Raw genomic sequence first — 19,065 nt, forward strand, 5'->3', positions numbered from 1 at the left:
GATGGAAAGAATAGCAGAAAAGATAAAGATAGATTCTTTTACACTAAAGATGATAGCGATGCTGTCGATGCTGGCAGATCATATTGGAGCAGTTTTGTTTCCTGAGCAGATTTTATTTCGTGTGATTGGGCGACTGGCGTTTCCAATTTTTGCATATACATTGGTGGAAGGTTTCTTCTACACACATGATATCAAAAAATATATGTGCCGGATTGGTATTTTAGCATTATTATCAGAGATTCCATTCGACCTTACTGTCAGTGGAAAGATTTTGGAATTCGGACACCAGAATATATTTTTTACTTTGTTTATCGGTCTTGTAATGATGTATTTTTTGATGAAATCATCAGGAAAATTTGAGATGGTGACAGTATCTTTGGTATCGTTTTTAATTGCTGATTTACTGAGAACAGATTATGGTGGAGTAGGAGTTCTGATGATATTATGTTTTTATCTGTTCCGGGATGATATGCTTTGGAAAACGATCAGTGTCTTATTTGTTAATATTGCCTTGATGGGCGGAGTTCAAGTGTTTGGGGTACTGGCATTGATTCCGATCTATCTTTACAATGGCACACAGGGAAAGAAGATGAAGTGGCTTTTTTACGGATTTTATCCGGTGCATCTGCTTGCCTTGTTTTTAATAAAAATGATTTTGAGTTAGGTAAAAGGAGAAGCGAATGAAAGCGTGGCAGCATTTTTGTACGATTACACATCATAAAATTCTTGTTATGAAAGGATGTTTCCGAGTAGGGTTGTACAGACAGGGATTGATGCATGATTTGTCGAAATATGGATGGACAGAGTTTCGTGTCGGGGCAAAGTACTATCAAGGGACGAGAAGTCCGAACAACGCCGAGCGTGAAAAGCTTGGATATTCGTCTGCATGGCTTCATCATAAGGGACGCAATAAGCATCACTATGAGTATTGGATTGACTATGGACTGGGCGAACAAAAAGGACTGATTGGGATGTGCATGCCAAAAAAGTATGTGGTTGAGATGTTTATTGATCGAATTGCGGCGTCTAAGATCTATATGAAGGAGATGTATGATGACGGTCAGCCACTTGCGTATTATCAGAGAGGGCTTCCATATACGATTTTACATAAAGATTCCAAGGCGCTGTTGGAGACCCTGTTATATATGTTGGCTGAAAAGGGTGAGAACGCAACCTTTTCATATATAAAAAAAGAAGTTTTAAAACGATAAAAGAAGTTCCCGTGGGAACTTCTTTTTAGTCCGGATAATAGAGTTGATTTTTTTTGATATCTAAAAGGACATCGTTTAGATATTTTTTTGCAAGGTATCTTGCCATTGGAAGATTCATATCCAGATAATTGCCACAGTCTTTTGCAGAAGCACCAGGAATCTCATCATTGAATTCTGCGATAAATGTAAATAATTCTTTCAAAAGCTCGATGATATCTTCTGAGCAGTAGTCACCCGCCAATAACAAATAAAATCCGGTGCGACATCCCATTGGTCCAAAGTAGATGATCTTATTTCCAAATACAGGATGATTCCGTAAAAATGTGGCGGCGAGATGTTCAATCGCATGCATCTCTGCGGTGTTCATAACTGGTTCGTCATTCGGGCTTGTCATGCGAAGATCGAAGGTTGTGATGATTTCATTGCCGATCGGATCTTTTCTGGAAACATACACGCCAGGAACCAATCTGATGTGGTCTATTGTAAAACTAGTGATTTTCTCCATTTTCTTCTCCTCCTAAAAACTATGCATTCATTATACTGATTTTCGTTTCAAAAAACAAGCCAAAGTGTGGTAAAATAAATGTAGGAGGTTTTAGGTATGAAGTTATATATGATTCGACATGGACAGACAGAATGGAATAAAGAAAAAAGGTTGCAGGGAAGAGCGGATATTCCTCTTAATGCATATGGAATACAGCTGGCAGAGGAGACACGGGACGGACTTTTGGGGGTAAGGTTTGATATAGCATTTACAAGTCCGCTTAAGAGGGCGAAAAAGACGGCTCAGATTCTTCTTGAAGGACAGGAGGTTAAGTTGATAGAAGATGAAAGGATTATTGAGATTGGTTTTGGGTCTTATGAGGGACTTTGTTATGCAGAAGAAAATTATAATATACCAGATCCGCATTTTATGAATTTCTTCGAAAAGCCCGAGGTATATCAACCGGCAGCAGATGGGGAGAGTTTTGAACAGCTTCGTGCACGTGCAGCATCTTTTTTGAAAGAATTGAGCAAAAAAGAAGAATATGAGGATAGCACGATTCTTGTTTCTACACATGGTGCCTGTTTGTGCGCACTCTTAAATGTGATCAAGGACAGTACGATCGATCAGTTTTGGGCAGGAGGACTTCATAAGAATTGTGGGCTTTCAATTGTAGAGATAAAAGATGGAAAAGCAGAGATCTTAAAAGAGGCAATTGTATTGTATCCGGAAAACAAATAGGAAAAGAAAAATCGTTATCTTGACGGGAAAGATGTAGAAGTGATACACTAGAAAGAAGATTAGACTTGGAGGAATGGAATCATGATCAATGATAAAAAAGTATTATTCAGTGGGATGCAGGCAACGGGAAATTTGACACTTGGAAACTATCTTGGGGCATTAAAGAACTGGATTACACTGAGTGATGAATATGAGTGCTTTTACAGTGTGGTCGATATGCACTCGATTACAGTGAGGCAGGATCCGGCCACATTGAGAAAACGTGCAAGAGCATTATTGACATTATATATTGCGGCAGGACTTGATCCGGAAAAAAATTGTATTTATTATCAGTCTCATGTCTCAGGACATGCGGAGCTGGCATGGATTTTGAATTGCTATACATATATGGGTGAACTGAATCGTATGACACAGTTCAAAGACAAGTCTGCAAAACATGCGGACAATATCAACGCAGGATTGTTTACTTATCCGGTATTGATGGCGGCAGATATTTTGTTATTCCAGTCAGACGTTGTTCCTGTAGGAATAGACCAGATGCAGCATTTAGAACTGACACGTGACATTGCACAGCGATTTAATGGTGTCTATGGGGATGTATTTACAATTCCGGAAGCATATATCGGAAAAGTGGGAGCGAAGATCATGAGTCTTCAGGATCCTGCAAAGAAGATGTCAAAATCAGATGAGAATGTAAATGGAAGTATTTATCTGATGGATGATCCTGACACGATTATGAGAAAATGCAAGCGTGCAGTTACAGATTCGGAAGCACAGATTTTATATCGTGAAGAGCAACCCGGAGTGAAGAATCTGATTGATATCTACAGTGCATGTATGAATGTGACACCGCAGGATGTTGTCAAAGAATTCGATGGAAAAGGATATGGAGATTTTAAAACGGCAGTCGGAGAGGCAGTTATCTCAGTGCTGAAACCATTGCAGGATGAAGTTGCCAGACTGGAAAAAGATAAGGCATATATTGATTCTATCATCAAGAACAATGCAGAAAAGGCGAATTATTATGCGACAAAGACCTTGAGAAAGGTGCAGAGAAAAGTGGGATTTCCGGATCGTATCCGCTAAATATAAAATAATTATAAAGTATCTTGTAAGTAGAAGCAAAAGATGATATAATCCTCCTAAAATTATGTCAAAAGGCATAGATTAAAGGAGGATTATTTTTACTATGGAAACAGACCCTGACGGGACACAGATTTTAATGCAACTATTCATACTGGTGCTTCTGACACTGGTGAATGCTTTTTTTGCCGGAGCCGAGATGGCAGTTGTCTCTGTCAATAAGAACAGAGTCAAGGTGCTGGCTGAGGAAGGAAATAAAAAGGCGTTACTCATTCAATCTCTTTTTGAGGATTCTACAAAGTTCTTGTCGACGATACAGGTGGCAATCACATGTGCGGGATTTTTCTCAAGTGCATCGGCTGCAACCGGAATATCGCAAGTGTTAAGTCGCTGGCTGGAACAGTTTCAGATTCCGTATTCCGGAACGATTTCTTTTTTTGGAGTGACAATCTTATTAATGTATTTTAATCTTGTATTTGGTGAACTGGTGCCGAAGCGGATCGCACTGCAAAAAGCGGAGGCTTTCTGTTTTTTTACGGTACAGCCGATTTATACGGTTTCAAAAATATTATCGCCGTTTATTAAGTTACTTTCTGTATCAACCAATGCATTTTTACATTTAATTGGTATGAAGACGGAGGATTTAGAGGAGGCGGTCTCAGAAGAAGAGATTAAAGCTTTGCTGGAGATGGGAAACAGCCGTGGGATTTTTGAGGAACACGAGTATGAGATGATCAATTCGGTATTCTCTTTTGATGATAAGAGTGCAAGAGATGTAATGACACCGAGAAGAGAAGTGTTTACGATAGATATCGCTGATTCGTTTGAAGACAATATTGAGGCGGTTTTAGAGTCAAGACATTCTAGAATTCCTGTTTATGAAGAAAGTATAGATAATATTATCGGAATTTTACATATGAAAGATCTTATGATCGCAATGCAGAAAAAGCTTGTGGATCAAGAAGATATACGACCGTTTTTGGAAAAGCCATTTTTTGTGCCAGATAGCAAGGATGCTGATGAATTGTTTCGGGAATTGCAAAGAACACAGAATCATATGGCAGTTTTGATTGATGAGTATGGAGGATTTTCAGGAATTGTCACTGTGGAAGATTTGGTTGAAGAGATTGTAGGAGAGATTAATGAAGAGCATGACTGTGTGACACCGGAGATTGTGCAGATTGAAGAGAAGAGATATATGGTAGATGGAACAATGCTGATTGAAGATTTGAATGAAAAACTAGATTTGAATCTGAAGACAGAGAATTATGATACCGTTTCCGGATTTTTGATTGAAATTTTGGGATATATTCCGGAAAGCTTAAAACATGAAAAGGTTGTTGTGGAGAATGTTTCTTTTGAAATTCGAGAGCTAAAAGATAACCGCATCTCAAAAGTATTGCTGACAATTGAATAGAGATGATCCCAAATAAATAATGGAGCTGATGCAATGCGGATAAAAAATATCCGCAGAGCACCAGCTCTGTTTTTAGTTGTCTTCCTCTGAATTGTCCATAGTGTAAGTCTGACGTTTTCTAGCCATCTCATCACTCTCTAAATATTCATCGTAAGTTGTAATCTTATCAATTAATTTTCCGCCCGGAACAATCTCCATGATACGGTTTGCAGTTGTCTGTACAACCTGATGGTCACGGGATGCGAATAAAAGTACCCCTGGGAATTTGATCAATCCGTTGTTCAGTGCAGTGATAGATTCCATATCAAGATGGTCAGTAGGCTCGTCAAGTACCAATACGTTAGCGCCTGAGATCATCATTTTAGATAAAAGACAACGTACTTTTTCTCCACCGGAGAGTACTTTTACTTTTTTGACACCGTCGTCTCCGGCAAATAACATTCTGCCGAGGAAACCACGTACATAAGTGACATCTTTCTCTTCGGAATACTGTGTCAGCCATTCAACGATTGTATCGTCATTGTCAAATTCACGAGTACTGTCTTTCGGGAAATATGCCTGAGAAGTTGTCACTCCCCATTTGTATGTTCCTTCGTCCGGCTCCATTTCGCCCATTAAGATTTTAAATAAAGTTGTCTTTGCAAGTTCATTGCCTCCGACAAAAGCGACTTTGTCTTCACGGTTGATTGTGAAAGAAAGGTTGTCTAACACTTTTACACCGTCGATTGTCTTAGATAAACCTTCCACAGAAAGCACTTCGTTTCCGATTGTACGGTTTGGACGGAAATCGATGTATGGGTATTTTCTGCTTGATGGTCGGATATCATCTAACTCGATTTTTTCAAGGGCACGTTTACGAGAAGTTGCCTGTTTTGATTTGGAAGCGTTGGCGCTGAATCGAGAAATAAAGTCCTGCAGCTCTTTGATTTTTTCTTCTTTTTTGCGGTTCGCTTCTTTCATTTGACGAATGATAAGCTGGCTTGACTCATACCAGAAGTCATAATTTCCGGCGAATAACTGAATCTTTCCGTAATCAATATCTGCAATCTGTGTACATACTTTATTCAGGAAGTAACGGTCGTGGGATACGACAATTACTGTGTTATCAAAGTTGATCAAAAATTCTTCCAGCCATGCGATGGCATCTAAATCCAAGTGGTTTGTAGGCTCGTCCAGAAGAAGAATATCCGGATTTCCAAATAAAGCCTGTGCAAGAAGTACTTTGACTTTTTCTGAACCAGTCAGATCTTTTAAGTATTTGTAATGCAGCTCGGTATCAATTCCGAGACCATTCAATAATGTAGCGGCATCAGACTCTGCCTCCCAACCGTTCATTGTGGCAAATTCGCCTTCTAATTCACTTGCTTTGATTCCGTCCTCGTCAGTGAAATCTTCTTTTGCATATAACGCTTCTTTTTCTTTCATGATTTCATACAGTCTCTGGTTTCCCATAATAACGGTATCTAAAACAAGGTATTCGTCATATTTGAAGTGATCCTGTTGCAAAAATGAGAGACGTTCTCCGGGAGTGATGATAACCTCTCCTTTTGTCGGCTCTAACTGTCCGGATAAGATTTTTAAAAATGTGGATTTACCGGCGCCGTTGGCACCAATCAAACCATAGCAGTTGCCTTCTGTAAATTTTACATTTACATCTTCAAACAATGCCTTTTTGCCGACACGCAATGTAATATTACTTGTGCTAATCATATATGCATTCCCTCCATGAGATTTCTTTTCTTATTTTAATAAGTTTTCGGTGTTTTCCACCGCCTATCTTACCACGGGAAAGGGAAAATGGCAAGACGAGAACATCTTAATCTGTTAATTTGCGGAAAATAGGTATATAATAAAGAACGGAAAGCGAGGGAAACAGTATGACAAAGGCTAGTTTAGTTTTAGAAGGCGGAGCAACAAGAGGAGTGTTTACATCAGGAGCGTTGGATTATCTGATGGAGAAAAATGTGTACCTGTCACATGTGATTGGGGTATCTGCCGGATCCTGCAATGGAGTCGATTATGTCTCGAAACAGATAGGAAGAACAAGAGACTGTATGATTCACAAAGAAAAAGAGTATGATTATTATATGGGAATCCGAAAATTTATCAAAGAAAAAAGCTTGCTGAACATGGATATGATTTTTGATAAGTATCCGAATGAGATTTTTCCATTTGACTATGATACGTATTTTGCGTCAGATATGGAGTTTGAAGTTGTGACGACGAATTGTATTACTGGAAAGGCAGAATATATGAAGGAAAAAAGTGATAAGGAACGACTGATGAAGATCTGCCGTGCATCCAGCAGTATGCCACTTGTCTCCCCAATCGTCAATGTAGATGGAGTTCCGTATCTGGACGGAGGACTTGCAGATTCCATTCCGATCAACAGAGCAACAAAGCTTGGCAATAAAAAGGTTGTGCTGATACTTACAAGAAATATGAAATACCGAAAGAAACTGATGACAAGAGGGGAACATCGCCTGTATCAGTCTGCATATAAAAAATATCCGAAACTGGTGGAAAGTATTCGAAGAAGACCGATTGTGTACAACCGGACGATGGATTGGGTGGAAAGTTTGGAAAAGAGAGGAAAAATTTTTGTGCTGCGTCCTCAGATCAAACCGGTATCTCGGTTGGAAAAGAACTATGATTCTCTGATGAACTTTTATGAGCATGGATATCATCTGATGGAACGACAGTATGATGCACTGATGGAATATTTGGAAAAATAAAAAGAAGGATGGGATTATGAAAAAACATAGTCCTGTCCTTCTTGACTGTCCCTATTGATAGAGTACTTCCTGAAGGTATAATCCTTTCGGGTCAGCAGGTGCACTTGCTGCCACGTCTGAGTTTGAATCAAAAATCAGTTCAATATCTTCTTTTTTTCGATTGCCGACACCGATATCGAGAAGTGTGCCAAGTATCATACGCGCCATGTTATGGAGAAAATCATTGCCGTGCAGCGTGATCTGAAGTTCCTCTCCGTCATCGTAAACGTCAATGTCATAAATTTCTTTGACAGTAGATTTATTTTTCTTTACCGTAGAAAATTTTTTGAAATCATGTTTCCCAACAAGCAGAATTGCTGCCTGTTTCATCAGATCCACATCAGGTCTTTTGAAAGAGTGATAAACGTATTTGCGTTCGAATACACTTGGAACTTCGCTGACAGAGATGCGGTACATGTATATTTTGGAAGTTGCATTCAGGCTCGCATGAAAGCGCTCAGGTTTCTCCTCAATATCAGTAATCGCAATATCCATCGGAAGATAGCGGTTCAAGTAATGCTGAATCTCGATCAGGGTCATATCTGTTGTAGTCTTAAAACTTGCGACCTGACCGTACGCATGCACGCCAACTTCAGTTCTTGATCCACAGAAAAGCTCGATATCTTCGTTTGTCATCTTTTTGATCACTTCTGTAATCTTGTTCGCAATAGTGTTGGTTGATTCGTCTTTGCCAAGGCGCTGCCAGCCTTGATAACGGCTTCCGTCATATTCGATTGTCAATTTTATATTTCGCATAATGTTCTCCTTGTGTTATACTATGTTTTGTTCAGTATAGCAAAAAATAAGAAAGAAGAAAAGACGTTTGCAAGAAAGGAATCAGGATGAGTATAGAAAAGAAAAAAGTAGAAGATTCTAGAGTGGAGACAGTGCACATTGTAAGACCAAATCATTTGAATGGAGCAAACCGTCTGTTTGGCGGAATTTTGATGCAGTGGATTGATGAGGTTGCGGGACTTGTCGCAAAAAGACATGCCAAAACGAATGTGATAACTGCATCTGTAGATAACTTGAGGTTCCTGAAGGGGGCTTATCAAAATGAAGTGATTGTTTTGATAGGAAAACTTACGTATGTTGGAACTACTTCTATGGAAGTGCGGGTGGACACTTATGTCGAGGATGCAGAAGGTATCCGTCGTCCAATCAACAGAGCATATTTTTGTATGGTGGCATTGGATGAAAATGATAAGCCGGTTAAAGTGCCGGGATTGATTTTGGAGACGGAATCGGAAAAGGCAGAATGGGAGAGTGGAAAAAGAAGGCGACAGATGAGAAATATTCGAAAAATGGAAGGATTTTAAACGAGGACACGAGCCTGGCTTGTGTCCTCATTTAAACATGCGCTGTGAGGAATCTTAGGGATTCTGTTTTTTCAGCATGGACATTACCATTTGAATCGTCCGGTCAATCTGTTCCTTTTCTTTCTGCGTTTTCCCCTCTTTTATCAATTCTAGAATCAATGAAATTTCATCAGGGGAAAACCGGATTCCTTTTTTATTTGCGTTTGTGATAAGTGTCATCAAAACAGGGGCGAGTGCACGACCGGATTTTCCGGACGTCTGGGCGGCAGCTGTCTTGATCAACTCTACCTTTATCGGATCCATATTTTTTAGCATAGGGTCATTTAACCAATCAATCATGTTCTTGTTCTCCTTCTTTGTTTTGGGTTTCGTTTTGAGGTTCTGTTTCAGTTTCGCTTTGGGTTTCTTGTGAAGACATTGTGTTGTACATATCAAACATAGCCTGCTGTTCTGGCGCAAGCATATTTTTCATCATGGCCATCGGATCAAAGTCCGGGTCTGTGTTCCCATCAGAATCTGCAGTTTCATTCATATTTTGAAACACCTCCATCATATCCATCATATTCATGAGCATGTCAAATGTTTCTCCAAACTGTGCAGGAATATAAGGTCGGATTTCCTGAATGATATGAAAAGGAGAGAATGTTTTCTTTTTAAAATCCTGTGAGTAGACATCGCTGTGAAAGCGTTGAAAAAAATCTATGGTGTGCTGCAGTTCCAAAAATTTTGTGTATACAGCTAGAAAGCGTTGGTTTTCCGGAGGGGTATATGGAATCAGCAGCTTCAGGATTTGCAGACTTTGTGTGGAAATCAGTTGATCAAAAGGGGTCATTTTTTCAAAATCATGATCTTCCATAGTCACTCCTAAATCTAACGTTGTAAATATATATGAGGAGAAGGGCGAAATTATGAAATGAACATATAATATAACATAGAATAACTGGAGGTATAGGCAAATGAAACATAAGCTCATTATAGATGGAAATGCAGTTTATGAACTGGATTTGAAATGTGCAGCAAAAAAAGCAGGAAAAAAAACTGTGAAAACAAACAAGGACAAAAATAGGGAGACGAAAAAATAAAATTCCGGCCGGGTTTAAACCAGCCGGAATTTTTTGGAAGGATTAGCAGCAGCCATCTCCGAATCCATTGCCACAGCCACAACCGTTGTTGGATCCGCTTCCAAATCCGCCACAGCAGAATAACAGAAGGATAATCCAGATACAGCTGTCTCCACAGCCGTTGTTGTTGCCGCTAAATCCGTTGCCGCATCCGCCGCAGCAGAATAAAAGTAAAATAATCCATAAGCAGGAATTGTTTCCAAATCCAGATCTTTCGTTTCTTTCACAGCCACATCCACAGTTTGTTGCACTTAAATCACTCATAATTGAGCCTCCATATAATTTGTTTACACTTCATAATATGTAGCAGGGCTTATTTATGTTTCCTGAAAAAAGAAAATATTTAGAGGGGAAAGAAAACGAACAAAAAAAGGACTGTTTCATATTTTAAATTAAAAAGGAAACAGATCCTTATGAAACGGGTAAAGCAAATCGTTCAATATTGGTGTGATGATGTTATAAAGGGAAAATATCTTGGGAAAGGGGTGGTGGCAGTAGTGCTGGATACAGGGATTGCTCCCCATCCGGATTTTCAGAATAAAGTGCTGGCATTTCGAGATTTTGTAAATGGACAGGAAGTCATCTATGATGACAATGGTCATGGGACGCATGTGTGCGGAGTCCTGGCTGGGAATGGAAATTCCTCTGAGGGAATATACGGGGGAATTGCTCCGGAGTGTGATTTGATCGTCTTAAAGGTATTAGATCAAAAAGGAAATGGTAATGTGACGGAAGTGATGAAGGCGTTTCGATGGCTCTTAGAAAATCAAAAAAGATATCATATACGTATTGTAAATATTTCTGTGGGAATGCTGCCGCAATCAGACGAGAGAGAAGAAGAAAGATTAATCAATGGCGTGGAGGCGCTTTGGGATGCGGGGTTGGTTGTCGTGGCTGCTGCGGGAAACTTAGGACCGAAGGAGGGGACGATTACAACACCGGGGGACAGCAAAAAGATTATCACGGTTGGATCTTCTGATGACCAGTATTATATAGACCAAAGGGGAAGCACGAAGAAACACTATTCCGGGAGAGGACCCACAAAAGAATGTGTATGTAAGCCGGATGTTGTAGCGCCAGGCTCCTATATTCGCTCCTGCAATGCGAAATTTGCGAGGCAGAGAGGACAGCCGTATGTGGTGAAAAGCGGCACATCGATGGCAACACCAATTGTATCCGGTGCGATTGCGGATTTATTGAGTAAATATCCGGAGATGTCCAATGTGGAAGTCAAGCTCAAACTTCGCGAGAGCAGCAGTGATATGGGGGCAGATTACAATCGTCAGGGGTGGGGGCAACTAAATATAAAAAAACTTTTAGAATAATTCCAGTTTTAAATTGACAGTAAAAACATTTTTTTATATGATAGATAGAAATACTTAAAGAAAGTAAGCGAATAAAAAGACAGGTCGAGGAAGGTATCCGATATGAAACTATTAGAAGAAAGAATCAAAAAGGATGGAATAATAAAGGAAGGAAATGTTCTGAAAGTAGACAGCTTTTTGAACCATCAGATGGATATTGATTTGTTCAATGAGATGGGAAAAGAGTTTAAACGTCTGTTTGCAGACAAACCAATCAACAAAATTTTGACAATTGAGGCTTCGGGAATTGGGATTGCCTGTGTAGTAGCACAGCATTTTGGTGTTCCTGTTGTGTTTGCAAAAAAGACACAGAGCATCAATATTGACGGAGAAGTGTATTCTACAAAGATTGAATCGTTCACGCATAAAAAAGTATATGATGTCATCGTATCAAAAAAATACATTGGTCCGGAAGATCATATTTTAATCATTGATGATTTCCTTGCAAATGGGTGTGCAATGGAGGGGTTGATTGACCTGGTACAAAGTGCAGGAGCGACTGTTGAGGGAATTGGAATTGTGATTGAAAAAGGACAGCAAAAAGGCGGGGATATGATTCGAAGCAAAGGGCTGCATTTGGAATCGCTTGCAATCATAGAAGATATGGATTGTGTAAATAAAACGATTACATTTCGTTAAAAAGTAAAGGTGTCAAGAAAAAAAGCTTGACACCTTATTTAAAATCGTTTATGATAGCAAAGGTGATGAAAATGAATGAGATTCTAGAACAGGCACTATTATATGATTTTTATGGTGAACTGCTTACCAGTCACCAAAAAGAAATATACGAGCAATTCGTATTGGAGGATTTATCTCTGAGTGAGATTGCGGAAGATGCAGGAATCAGCAGACAGGGTGTGCATGACCTGATTAAACGTTGCAACAAGACGTTGGAAGGTTATGAAGCAAAACTGCATTTGGTAGAAAAGTTCCTGTCAATCAAAGAAAAGGTTCACCGCATGAATGAGCTTTTGGAAAAGGAAGATGTGAGAAACAGCGGGGAAGACCAATTGATACAGGAAATCAGAAAGATTTCAGGAGAGATAATAGAGGAGTTATAATATGGCATTTGACAGTTTATCAGAAAAACTACAGAATGTATTCAAAAATCTTCGGAGCAAGGGACGTTTGACGGAGAATGATGTCAAGGCGGCGCTCAAAGAAGTGAAGATGGCTCTCTTAGAAGCAGATGTTAACTTTAAAGTAGTGAAAGGCTTTGTGAAGGATGTTCAGGAACGTGCAATAGGACAGGACGTTATGAATGGACTGAATCCGGGGCAGATGGTAATCAAGATCGTAAATGAAGAGTTGATCAAGCTGATGGGCTCTGAGACGACAGAGATTAAGCTGGAACCTGGACAGGCGACAACCGTGATTATGATGGCGGGTCTGCAAGGTGCCGGTAAGACGACAACAACTGCTAAGATTGCCGGAAAGTTAAAATTAAAAGGGAAAAAGCCATTGTTGGTAGCGTGTGATGTGTACAGACCGGCTGCGATCAAGCAGCTGCAGATTAACGGTGAGAAGCAGGGTGTGGAAGTATTCTCTATGGGAGAAAATCACAAACCGGCGAATATCGCCAAGGCAGCTTTGGAACATGCGGCGAAGAATGGTAACAATATAGTAATTTTAGATACGGCGGGTCGACTTCATATTGATGAAGATATGATGGCAGAGCTGCAGGAGATTAAAGAAACTGTGACGGTGCATCAGACGATTTTAGTTGTGGATGCCATGACCGGACAAGATGCGGTCAATGTGGCGAGCAGTTTCAATGAGAAAATCGGAATTGACGGTGTGATTGTTACAAAGCTAGATGGTGATACAAGAGGTGGTGCTGCACTTTCCATCAAAGCAGTTACCGGAAAACCGATTCTTTATGTTGGTATGGGTGAAAAGCTTTCCGATTTGGAACAGTTTTATCCAGATAGAATGGCTTCCCGTATATTGGGTATGGGAGATGTCTTGAGTCTGATCGAGAAGGTCGGAGAAGATATTGACGAAGAGAAAGCCAAAGAGATGTCGCAGAAGTTGAAAAAAGCACAGTTCGATTTTGAAGATTACCTTGAGAGTATGAAGCAAATGAAGAAGATGGGTGGCCTTGCGAACATCATGAGTATGATGCCGGGACTTGGCGGAGCTAAGATGAAAGACATTGATTCAGAAGAGAGTGAGAAAAAGATGGCGCAGATTGAGTCCATTATCTACTCGATGACGATCAAAGAACGCCGGAATCCGGATATTTTAAATCCATCCAGAAAGCGCAGAATTGCGAAAGGCGCAGGGGTGGACATCAGTGAAGTGAACCGGCTCGTGAAGCAGTTTGAGCAGTCTAAGAAGATGATGAAACAGCTTCCGGGTATGATGGGTGGCATTGGTGGTAAAAAAGGAAAGTTCAGACTTCCTTTTTAACACATAGATAAAAAAGAAAAAGAAAGTTAAAAGAAGAGGTGACTACAAATGGCAGTAAAAATTAGATTAAAAAGAATGGGACAGAAAAAAGCTCCTTTTTACAGAATCGTTGTTGCAGATGCAAGATCTCCAAGAGATGGTAAATTTATCGAAGAAATCGGTACTTACGATCCAAACCAGGAACCAAGCGTATTCAAAGTAGACGAAGAAGCAGCTAAAAAATGGTTAAACAACGGAGCTCAGCCAACAGAAATGGTTGGTAAGATTTTCAAAGCAGCTGGTATTGAAAAATAGGCTGTACCACGGAGGTGGGTGTAATGAAGGAATTAGTAGAAGTAATTACAAAAGCATTAGTAGATGATCCGGAAAGCGTTGTCGTTACGGAAAAAGTGGAAGGAAAAACTATTATCGTTGAAGTGCGTGTGGCAGATTCTGACATGGGAAAAGTAATCGGCAAGCAAGGAAGAATCGCGAAAGCAATTCGCTCCGTCGTAAAGGCAGCGGCTGCTAAAGAAGATAAAAAAGTAATCGTAGACATCGCGTAATTGCGGTGTCTATTTTATCATAAAACGTAGAGTGGAAAGGAGAATTTCATGGAGCAGTTATTGCAGGTGGGAGTGATTTCCTCCACACACGGTGTGCGTGGAGAAGTAAAAGTATTTCCGACAACTGACGATGTGAAACGATTTAAAAAGTTAAAAAAAGTAATTTTGGATACAGGAAAAGAACAATTGCCGTTGGAAATTGAAGGAGTTAAATTTTTTAAACAATTTGTAATCCTGAAATTCAGAGGGATTGATAATATAAATGATATTGAAAAATATAAAGGGAAGCGTCTTTTGGTTGACCGTGAACATGCAGTGAAATTAAAAAAAGATGAATATTTTATTGCTGATATGATTGGGATGGACGTATTCACGGAAGATGGAGAACTGTTTGGAGCGCTGAAGGATGTGATGGAAACAGGAGCAAATGATGTCTATATCATCGAGATGTCAGATGGCAAAGAAGTTCTTGTCCCTGCAATCAAGCAGTGTATTTTAGATGTAGATATTGAGAATAGAAAGATGGTAATTCATTTACTGGAAGGGCTGGTATAGAGGATGCATTTTCATATATTAACATTATTTCCGGATATGGTGATGAACGGATTGAGCACGAGTATTATCGGGAGAGCAATGGCAAATGAGCTTTTGACGATTGAAGCAGTGAACATCCGAGATTTTGCAGAAAACAAACATAATCGTGTGGACGATTACACATACGGTGGAGGAGCGGGAATGCTTATGCAGGCAGGACCTGTCTACGGCGCTTATCGGTCAGTGGCAGAAAAGGCAAAGAGTAAGCCCAGAGTGATTTATCTTTCACCACAGGGACAGACATTTTCGCAGAGTATGGCGGAAGAATTCGCGCAAGAAGAAGAGCTTATCTTTTTGTGTGGACATTATGAGGGGATTGATGAACGCGTTCTGGAAGAAATAGTAACAGACTATGTATCAATCGGGGACTATGTGCTGACAGGAGGGGAACTTCCGGCGATGGTAATGATCGATGCGGTATCACGATTGATTCCCGGGGTGCTCCATAATGATACATCTGCGGAATTTGAAAGCTTTCAGGACAATCTGTTGGAATATCCGCAGTATACAAGACCAGAAGAATGGCATGGAAAGAAAGTGCCGGAGATTCTGCTTTCCGGACATCATGCAAATATTGAGAAGTGGAGAAGAGAACAATCTGTGATTCGTACAGCGGAAAGAAGGCCTGATTTGTTAGAAAAAGCAGATTTGACACAAAAAGAAAAAGAATTAGTAAAAACACTTGTCAAGGAAAACTAAGTATGGTAGAATAAAGAGCGTTGTGAGAAGAAAGAGATGGTCCTCTGATACAGAATATGTATTAAGAACGTCCAAATTATAAGGAGGTCACACAAGATGAACGATATTATTAAAAAAATTGAAGCTGAACAATTAAAAGCTGAAGTACCAGAATTTAACGTTGGTGATACTGTAAAAGTTTACGGTAAAATCAAAGAAGGAAACCGTGAAAGAATTCAGGTTTTCGAAGGTACAGTGCTTAAGAAACAAGGTGGAAGCACAAGAGCAACATTTACAGTTAGAAAGAATTCTAACGGAGTTGGTGTTGAAAAGACTTGGCCATTACACTCACCAAACGTAGAAAAAGTAGAAGTTGTTCGTAAAGGTAAAGTAAGAAGAGCAAAACTGAACTACTTAAGAGGACGCGTTGGTAAGAGAGCTAAAGTAAAAGAATTAGTAAAATAGTAAATGTGAGGAAGGGACAAGTACATACTGTATATTGTCCCTTTTGTGTTATTAGGGAGAATAGATGGGTCGTTTAAAATTTGGAAAAGAAAAGAAGAGAGTGAATTTTGATCTGCTTCGTGTAGTGGGAATATGGACTTTTCAGATTGCAGTTGTATGTCTGATCGCCTTTGTATTTGTGTGGTATTTTGGACAGAGAGTGAGTACGATCGGAGATTCTATGAAACCGGTATTAGAAAATGGAGATATCACACTCATCAATCGGATTATATATAATGCAAGCAGTCCGAAACGAGGGGACATTATTGCGTTTAAACCGAATGGAAATGAAAATTCGCATTATTATATCAAGCGAATCATTGGGCTTCCGGGGGAGACGGTAGAGATTAAGGACGGAGAGATTCTGATTAACGGAGAAAAGATTGAGGAAGACTATAAGACGACGAAAATCGATGATCCGGGAATTGTAGAAGAGCCAATTACATTGGGCGGTGATGAATTTTTTGTTTTGGGAGATGACAGACAGAATAGTGAAGATAGCCGTATGGCGGATATTGGCAATGTGAAAAGAACAGAGATTGAAGGAAAAGTGTGGTTTGTAATAGCGCCAAAGGATCACTTTGGTTTTGTGAAATAGAGGAGGATAATATGCATTTTCAGTGGTATCCGGGTCATATGACTAAAGCAAAGCGTATGATGCAGGAAAATATAAAGCTGATCGATCTTGTGATTGAACTTGTGGATGCAAGAGTGCCGATCAGCAGCAGAAATCCAGATATTGATGAATTGGGAAAAAATAAGGCAAGATTAATTTTGCTGAATAAATCGGATCTGGCAGAAGATAAACAGAATGACGCATGGGCAGAATACTTTAAGAAAAAGGGATTTGCAGTTGTAAAAGTAAATTCTAAGAAGGGCGGTGGAATCAAATCCATTCAGGGAGTGATTCAGGAAGCCTGTAAAGAAAAGATGGAAAGAGACCGAAAACGCGGTATCTTGAACCGTCCGGTGCGCGCCATGGTTGTTGGAATTCCGAACGTAGGAAAGTCTACATTTATCAACTCGTTGGCGGGGAAGGCGTGTGCAAAGACTGGAAATAAACCGGGAGTTACAAAAGGGAAACAGTGGATCCGTTTGAATAAGAATGTAGAATTATTGGATACACCTGGAATTTTGTGGCCGAAATTTGAAGATCAGACAGTAGGACTGCGACTTGCATTTATCGGCTCTATTAAAGATGAGATTTTAAATACCGAGGAGTTGGCAGCAGAACTGATTCAGTTTATGAAAAAGCATTATGCGGGTGTTTTGGCAGAAAAATATGCTATTACCGAGGTCGAAGATCCGTATGCATGTCTGACTGATATTGCGAAAAACAGACATTGCCTGTTGAGGGGAAGCGAGCTGGACACGAATAAAGCAGCAATGCTTTTGATTGATGATTTCAGAAACGGAAGACTGGGAAAGATTACACTGGAATTTCCGGAAGATTATGAATAGGACAGTCAGAAAAGAGGAGTATTAGATGGAAGAACCAAAGGGAATCTTAAAAGAATTATTAGGTTGGATTGTGTATATCGCGGTTATTATCGGGTTGACATGGCTGATTATAACGTTTGTAGGGCAGCGTACACGAGTAAGCGGGCACTCTATGGAGGCAACTTTACATGATGGGGATAATCTCATTGTGGATAAGCTGTCTTACCGTTTCCGGGATCCGAAGCGATTTGAAATTATTGTATTCCCATATAGACATAAAGAAAATACATATTATATCAAGAGAATCATAGGGCTTCCGGGAGAAACAGTTCAGGTGAAGGACGGATATGTTTATATTGACGGAGAGAAGCTGGATGAAAATTATGGGCTGGAAGTGATGGAAGATGCCGGGATTGCGGCAGAGCCGATTGAACTTGGTGAGGATGAATATTTTGTGCTTGGCGATAACAGAAATCATAGCTCAGACAGCCGTGATCCAAGCGTTGGAATTCTTCACATAGATGAGTTGATTGGAAGGGCATGGATTCGGATCTGGCCATTAGACAGTATTGGGGTGATTCCTCATGAATAAAAAAATTAGTGAAATCAAAGCAGAATTTGAAGCTACAGATAAAGTGATGCTGAACGAGTTGTATGCAAAATATGAGAAGGATGAGCGTACAGGAGTAGTCAATCTGATTCAAAAATATAAAAAACAGGAACAAAAACTTTGTATGGAGCGAGAACGAATTGAGAATATGCGTATTTACGAAAGAAAATACGCACATTTTTCATATATATGCGGCATTGACGAAGTGGGGAGAGGACCGCTTGCGGGACCGGTGGTTGCCGGTGCGGTGATTTTGCCGAAAGATTGTGAGATTCTTTATCTGAATGACTCGAAAAAGCTTTCGGAAAAGAGACGAGAAGAGTTGTATGATGAGATTATGGAAAAAGCGATTGCGACAGGAATTGGCATTGTGAGTCCGGCACGAATTGATGAGATCAATATACTGCAGGCGACTTATGAGGCAATGCGTATAGCGATTCAACAATTAGAGACAGAGCCTGATCTGTTGTTGAATGATGCTGTGACGATTCCGGGAGTGACGATTGATCAGGTGCCAATTATCAAGGGTGATGCGAAAAGTGTTTCTATTGCAGCGGCAAGTATCATTGCAAAGGTTACAAGAGACCGTCTTATGGTTCAGTATGATGATGTGCTGCCTGGATATGGATTTGCGAGTAACAAAGGATATGGTTCTGCGGAACATATCACGGCGTTGAAAACGCTTGGAGCTACACCGATTCATAGAATGAGCTTTATTAAAAATTTTGTTTGAGACTGAAGTGTTAAGTTATAATAGAAGAGATATAT

At 39.9% G+C, this 19,065-nt stretch carries 27 protein-coding genes; 21 read left to right on the forward strand and 6 right to left on the reverse strand.

Features of this window, described 5'->3' with window-relative positions; all coding sequences use genetic code 11:
* Nucleotide 1: 1 nt before the first annotated feature.
* Both AC6I5B_RS07635 and AC6I5B_RS07640 read left to right on the forward strand, forming a co-directional pair.
* Nucleotides 2–664: a TraX family protein gene (locus AC6I5B_RS07635; protein WP_004613929.1), complete on the forward strand. Its 663-nt coding sequence runs from the start codon at nt 2–4 to the stop codon at nt 662–664.
* Nucleotides 665–680: 16 nt separating this feature from the next.
* On the forward strand, nt 681–1,211 hold the full coding sequence (locus AC6I5B_RS07640) for a DUF5662 family protein (RefSeq protein ID WP_004613928.1): 531 nt from the start codon (nt 681–683) through the stop codon (nt 1,209–1,211).
* Nucleotides 1,212–1,236: 25 nt separating this feature from the next.
* Here AC6I5B_RS07640 and AC6I5B_RS07645 read toward each other — a convergent pair whose 3' ends face one another.
* Nucleotides 1,237–1,716 (reverse strand): S-ribosylhomocysteine lyase, encoded by a 480-nt coding sequence (locus tag AC6I5B_RS07645; RefSeq protein WP_004613927.1) that lies wholly within the window; start codon nt 1,714–1,716, stop codon nt 1,237–1,239.
* 96 nt (nt 1,717–1,812) lie between these two features.
* Between AC6I5B_RS07645 and AC6I5B_RS07650 the strand changes: the two genes are divergently transcribed.
* From AC6I5B_RS07650 to AC6I5B_RS07660, 3 genes are all read left to right on the forward strand, one after another.
* Nucleotides 1,813–2,436 (forward strand): histidine phosphatase family protein, encoded by a 624-nt coding sequence (locus AC6I5B_RS07650; protein ID WP_004613926.1) that lies wholly within the window; start codon nt 1,813–1,815, stop codon nt 2,434–2,436.
* A gap of 81 nt (nt 2,437–2,517) precedes the next feature.
* A complete protein-coding gene (gene trpS, locus AC6I5B_RS07655) occupies nt 2,518–3,522 on the forward strand; it encodes a tryptophan--tRNA ligase (protein WP_004613925.1) in 1,005 nt (334 codons plus the stop codon).
* A gap of 103 nt (nt 3,523–3,625) precedes the next feature.
* Nucleotides 3,626–4,936, forward strand: a complete 1,311-nt coding sequence (locus tag AC6I5B_RS07660) for a hemolysin family protein (RefSeq protein ID WP_022250904.1) — start codon at nt 3,626–3,628, stop codon at nt 4,934–4,936.
* Nucleotides 4,937–5,008: 72 nt separating this feature from the next.
* Here AC6I5B_RS07660 and AC6I5B_RS07665 read toward each other — a convergent pair whose 3' ends face one another.
* The gene (locus AC6I5B_RS07665) at nt 5,009–6,646 is read right to left on the reverse strand and encodes an ABC-F family ATP-binding cassette domain-containing protein (protein WP_004613922.1); all 1,638 of its coding nucleotides are present in this window, start codon (nt 6,644–6,646) and stop codon (nt 5,009–5,011) included.
* A 167-nt stretch (nt 6,647–6,813) separates the two neighbouring features.
* Here AC6I5B_RS07665 and AC6I5B_RS07670 point away from each other — a divergent pair, with 167 nt between their 5' ends.
* Nucleotides 6,814–7,671 carry a patatin-like phospholipase family protein gene (locus AC6I5B_RS07670; RefSeq protein WP_004613921.1) on the forward strand — a complete coding sequence of 286 codons (858 nt, stop codon included), beginning with the start codon at nt 6,814–6,816 and terminating at the stop codon, nt 7,669–7,671.
* A gap of 51 nt (nt 7,672–7,722) precedes the next feature.
* Here AC6I5B_RS07670 and truA read toward each other — a convergent pair whose 3' ends face one another.
* Nucleotides 7,723–8,466: a tRNA pseudouridine(38-40) synthase TruA gene (gene truA, locus AC6I5B_RS07675; RefSeq protein ID WP_022250905.1), complete on the reverse strand. Its 744-nt coding sequence runs from the start codon at nt 8,464–8,466 to the stop codon at nt 7,723–7,725.
* Between the two features lie 86 nt (nt 8,467–8,552).
* On the opposite strand from truA, the gene AC6I5B_RS07680 reads away from it, so the two are divergent.
* Nucleotides 8,553–9,029 carry an acyl-CoA thioesterase gene (locus tag AC6I5B_RS07680; RefSeq protein ID WP_004613919.1) on the forward strand — a complete coding sequence of 159 codons (477 nt, stop codon included), beginning with the start codon at nt 8,553–8,555 and terminating at the stop codon, nt 9,027–9,029.
* Nucleotides 9,030–9,083: 54 nt separating this feature from the next.
* Here AC6I5B_RS07680 and AC6I5B_RS07685 read toward each other — a convergent pair whose 3' ends face one another.
* Both AC6I5B_RS07685 and AC6I5B_RS07690 read right to left on the reverse strand, forming a co-directional pair.
* The gene (locus AC6I5B_RS07685; protein WP_004613918.1) at nt 9,084–9,368 is read right to left on the reverse strand and encodes a hypothetical protein; all 285 of its coding nucleotides are present in this window, start codon (nt 9,366–9,368) and stop codon (nt 9,084–9,086) included.
* The gene (locus AC6I5B_RS07690; protein WP_004613917.1) at nt 9,361–9,885 is read right to left on the reverse strand and encodes a hypothetical protein; all 525 of its coding nucleotides are present in this window, start codon (nt 9,883–9,885) and stop codon (nt 9,361–9,363) included. The genes AC6I5B_RS07685 and AC6I5B_RS07690 overlap by 8 nt, the downstream gene beginning before the upstream one ends.
* A gap of 100 nt (nt 9,886–9,985) precedes the next feature.
* On the opposite strand from AC6I5B_RS07690, the gene AC6I5B_RS07695 reads away from it, so the two are divergent.
* Nucleotides 9,986–10,111: a hypothetical protein gene (locus tag AC6I5B_RS07695; protein WP_004613916.1), complete on the forward strand. Its 126-nt coding sequence runs from the start codon at nt 9,986–9,988 to the stop codon at nt 10,109–10,111.
* 42 nt (nt 10,112–10,153) lie between these two features.
* Here AC6I5B_RS07695 and AC6I5B_RS07700 read toward each other — a convergent pair whose 3' ends face one another.
* Nucleotides 10,154–10,414: a chorion class high-cysteine HCB protein 13 gene (locus tag AC6I5B_RS07700; protein ID WP_083382817.1), complete on the reverse strand. Its 261-nt coding sequence runs from the start codon at nt 10,412–10,414 to the stop codon at nt 10,154–10,156.
* A gap of 149 nt (nt 10,415–10,563) precedes the next feature.
* Here AC6I5B_RS07700 and AC6I5B_RS07705 point away from each other — a divergent pair, with 149 nt between their 5' ends.
* The 13 genes from AC6I5B_RS07705 to rnhB all read left to right on the forward strand — a co-directional run bounded on the left by AC6I5B_RS07705 (nt 10,564) and on the right by rnhB (nt 19,030).
* Entirely contained in the window at nt 10,564–11,475 is a 912-nt protein-coding gene (locus AC6I5B_RS07705; RefSeq protein WP_117787212.1) for a S8 family peptidase, read from the forward strand.
* A gap of 102 nt (nt 11,476–11,577) precedes the next feature.
* Nucleotides 11,578–12,153: a xanthine phosphoribosyltransferase gene (locus tag AC6I5B_RS07710; protein ID WP_004613913.1), complete on the forward strand. Its 576-nt coding sequence runs from the start codon at nt 11,578–11,580 to the stop codon at nt 12,151–12,153.
* A gap of 71 nt (nt 12,154–12,224) precedes the next feature.
* Nucleotides 12,225–12,575: a YlxM family DNA-binding protein gene (gene ylxM, locus AC6I5B_RS07715; protein ID WP_022250909.1), complete on the forward strand. Its 351-nt coding sequence runs from the start codon at nt 12,225–12,227 to the stop codon at nt 12,573–12,575.
* 1 nt (nt 12,576) lies between these two features.
* Nucleotides 12,577–13,926, forward strand: coding sequence for a signal recognition particle protein (gene ffh, locus AC6I5B_RS07720; protein WP_004613911.1), 1,350 nt, complete (start codon nt 12,577–12,579; stop codon nt 13,924–13,926).
* 48 nt (nt 13,927–13,974) lie between these two features.
* Nucleotides 13,975–14,220 carry a 30S ribosomal protein S16 gene (gene rpsP, locus AC6I5B_RS07725; RefSeq protein ID WP_004613910.1) on the forward strand — a complete coding sequence of 82 codons (246 nt, stop codon included), beginning with the start codon at nt 13,975–13,977 and terminating at the stop codon, nt 14,218–14,220.
* Nucleotides 14,221–14,243: 23 nt separating this feature from the next.
* On the forward strand, nt 14,244–14,471 hold the full coding sequence (locus tag AC6I5B_RS07730; protein WP_004613909.1) for a KH domain-containing protein: 228 nt from the start codon (nt 14,244–14,246) through the stop codon (nt 14,469–14,471).
* A gap of 48 nt (nt 14,472–14,519) precedes the next feature.
* A complete protein-coding gene (gene rimM / locus AC6I5B_RS07735) occupies nt 14,520–15,026 on the forward strand; it encodes a ribosome maturation factor RimM (RefSeq protein ID WP_004613908.1) in 507 nt (168 codons plus the stop codon).
* A gap of 3 nt (nt 15,027–15,029) precedes the next feature.
* Nucleotides 15,030–15,764, forward strand: coding sequence for a tRNA (guanosine(37)-N1)-methyltransferase TrmD (trmD, locus tag AC6I5B_RS07740; RefSeq protein WP_004613907.1), 735 nt, complete (start codon nt 15,030–15,032; stop codon nt 15,762–15,764).
* A 96-nt stretch (nt 15,765–15,860) separates the two neighbouring features.
* Nucleotides 15,861–16,208, forward strand: coding sequence for a 50S ribosomal protein L19 (gene rplS, locus AC6I5B_RS07745; protein WP_004613906.1), 348 nt, complete (start codon nt 15,861–15,863; stop codon nt 16,206–16,208).
* 64 nt (nt 16,209–16,272) lie between these two features.
* A complete protein-coding gene (gene lepB / locus AC6I5B_RS07750) occupies nt 16,273–16,845 on the forward strand; it encodes a signal peptidase I (protein ID WP_004613905.1) in 573 nt (190 codons plus the stop codon).
* An 11-nt stretch (nt 16,846–16,856) separates the two neighbouring features.
* Nucleotides 16,857–17,708, forward strand: a complete 852-nt coding sequence (gene ylqF, locus AC6I5B_RS07755) for a ribosome biogenesis GTPase YlqF (RefSeq protein WP_004613904.1) — start codon at nt 16,857–16,859, stop codon at nt 17,706–17,708.
* 25 nt (nt 17,709–17,733) lie between these two features.
* A complete protein-coding gene (gene lepB / locus AC6I5B_RS07760; RefSeq protein ID WP_004613903.1) occupies nt 17,734–18,279 on the forward strand; it encodes a signal peptidase I in 546 nt (181 codons plus the stop codon).
* Complete coding sequence (gene rnhB, locus AC6I5B_RS07765) at nt 18,272–19,030, forward strand: ribonuclease HII (RefSeq protein ID WP_004613902.1); 759 nt, start codon at nt 18,272–18,274, stop codon at nt 19,028–19,030. Before lepB (AC6I5B_RS07760) ends, rnhB begins: the two co-directional genes overlap by 8 nt.
* Nucleotides 19,031–19,065: the final 35 nt, after the last annotated feature.

This window comes from Faecalimonas nexilis (genome assembly GCF_059731825.1).

Bases quoted from the DNA above. Each gene is read 5' to 3' on its own strand.
- AC6I5B_RS07640 (WP_004613928.1), top strand. From the start codon at position 681: ATGAAAGCGTGGCAGCATTTTTGTACGATTACACATCATAAAATTCTT.
- AC6I5B_RS07670 (WP_004613921.1), top strand. From the start codon at position 6,814: ATGACAAAGGCTAGTTTAGTTTTAGAAGGCGGAGCAACAAGAGGAGTG.
- trpS (WP_004613925.1), top strand. From the start codon at position 2,518: ATGATCAATGATAAAAAAGTATTATTCAGTGGGATGCAGGCAACGGGA.
- ylqF (WP_004613904.1), top strand. From the start codon at position 16,857: ATGCATTTTCAGTGGTATCCGGGTCATATGACTAAAGCAAAGCGTATG.
- AC6I5B_RS07710 (WP_004613913.1), top strand. From the start codon at position 11,578: ATGAAACTATTAGAAGAAAGAATCAAAAAGGATGGAATAATAAAGGAA.
- rimM (WP_004613908.1), top strand. From the start codon at position 14,520: ATGGAGCAGTTATTGCAGGTGGGAGTGATTTCCTCCACACACGGTGTG.
- lepB (WP_004613903.1), top strand. From the start codon at position 17,734: ATGGAAGAACCAAAGGGAATCTTAAAAGAATTATTAGGTTGGATTGTG.
- AC6I5B_RS07690 (WP_004613917.1), bottom strand. From the start codon at position 9,885: ATGGAAGATCATGATTTTGAAAAAATGACCCCTTTTGATCAACTGATT.
- ffh (WP_004613911.1), top strand. From the start codon at position 12,577: ATGGCATTTGACAGTTTATCAGAAAAACTACAGAATGTATTCAAAAAT.
- trmD (WP_004613907.1), top strand. From the start codon at position 15,030: ATGCATTTTCATATATTAACATTATTTCCGGATATGGTGATGAACGGA.
- lepB (WP_004613905.1), top strand. From the start codon at position 16,273: ATGGGTCGTTTAAAATTTGGAAAAGAAAAGAAGAGAGTGAATTTTGAT.
- AC6I5B_RS07730 (WP_004613909.1), top strand. From the start codon at position 14,244: ATGAAGGAATTAGTAGAAGTAATTACAAAAGCATTAGTAGATGATCCG.
- ylxM (WP_022250909.1), top strand. From the start codon at position 12,225: ATGAATGAGATTCTAGAACAGGCACTATTATATGATTTTTATGGTGAA.
- AC6I5B_RS07660 (WP_022250904.1), top strand. From the start codon at position 3,626: ATGGAAACAGACCCTGACGGGACACAGATTTTAATGCAACTATTCATA.
- AC6I5B_RS07635 (WP_004613929.1), top strand. From the start codon at position 2: ATGGAAAGAATAGCAGAAAAGATAAAGATAGATTCTTTTACACTAAAG.
- AC6I5B_RS07685 (WP_004613918.1), bottom strand. From the start codon at position 9,368: ATGATTGATTGGTTAAATGACCCTATGCTAAAAAATATGGATCCGATA.
- AC6I5B_RS07650 (WP_004613926.1), top strand. From the start codon at position 1,813: ATGAAGTTATATATGATTCGACATGGACAGACAGAATGGAATAAAGAA.
- AC6I5B_RS07705 (WP_117787212.1), top strand. From the start codon at position 10,564: ATGAAACGGGTAAAGCAAATCGTTCAATATTGGTGTGATGATGTTATA.
- rplS (WP_004613906.1), top strand. From the start codon at position 15,861: ATGAACGATATTATTAAAAAAATTGAAGCTGAACAATTAAAAGCTGAA.
- rpsP (WP_004613910.1), top strand. From the start codon at position 13,975: ATGGCAGTAAAAATTAGATTAAAAAGAATGGGACAGAAAAAAGCTCCT.
- AC6I5B_RS07680 (WP_004613919.1), top strand. From the start codon at position 8,553: ATGAGTATAGAAAAGAAAAAAGTAGAAGATTCTAGAGTGGAGACAGTG.
- AC6I5B_RS07700 (WP_083382817.1), bottom strand. From the start codon at position 10,414: ATGAGTGATTTAAGTGCAACAAACTGTGGATGTGGCTGTGAAAGAAAC.
- truA (WP_022250905.1), bottom strand. From the start codon at position 8,466: ATGCGAAATATAAAATTGACAATCGAATATGACGGAAGCCGTTATCAA.
- AC6I5B_RS07645 (WP_004613927.1), bottom strand. From the start codon at position 1,716: ATGGAGAAAATCACTAGTTTTACAATAGACCACATCAGATTGGTTCCT.
- rnhB (WP_004613902.1), top strand. From the start codon at position 18,272: ATGAATAAAAAAATTAGTGAAATCAAAGCAGAATTTGAAGCTACAGAT.
- AC6I5B_RS07665 (WP_004613922.1), bottom strand. From the start codon at position 6,646: ATGATTAGCACAAGTAATATTACATTGCGTGTCGGCAAAAAGGCATTG.
- AC6I5B_RS07695 (WP_004613916.1), top strand. From the start codon at position 9,986: ATGAAACATAAGCTCATTATAGATGGAAATGCAGTTTATGAACTGGAT.